This is a genomic window from Faecalibacterium sp. DFI.5.82 (genome assembly GCF_029076575.1).
Lineage (GTDB): Bacteria > Bacillota > Clostridia > Oscillospirales > Ruminococcaceae > Faecalibacterium > Faecalibacterium duncaniae.
Window position 1 is genome coordinate 1 of record NZ_JARFIS010000258.1, and the last position, 331, is coordinate 331.

Consider the following 331-nt stretch of genomic DNA (forward strand, 5'->3'; position numbering starts at 1 on the left):
GCTTTGTCGGCAAGATTGACTTGCCCGAATAACCGCCCGACCTATCCGACACAATGGCCAAGTGTCGGATAGGAACGGCAAAATTTTTTGCACTTCTATTGCTTCTTTATCACACATAAGCAAATAGTCAGGGTATGAAGCAGCTCATGGCTGGCGGCGGTGTCGCGCTGGTCGGCATTACCCTGATTCCTCTGCTGAGCGGCCTGTTCGGTTAAGATCAGCGGGCGGATTTATTCCGCCTGTACATACGCAATCGCTTCAATCCTCGCTGTGGATAACAGCCCCTATTATAATAGGAAGTGAATTGCTGCAAGACCATCCACCCATCAAC

General features: G+C 50.2%; 1 pseudogene. It reads left to right on the forward strand.

Annotated features, from left to right (window positions below):
* Positions 1-119 precede the first annotated feature (119 nt).
* Positions 120-215 (forward strand): annotated as a pseudogene (locus tag P0G09_RS16510) (Maff2 family protein); the annotation flags it as partial.
* Between the last annotated feature and the right edge of the window lie 116 nt (positions 216-331).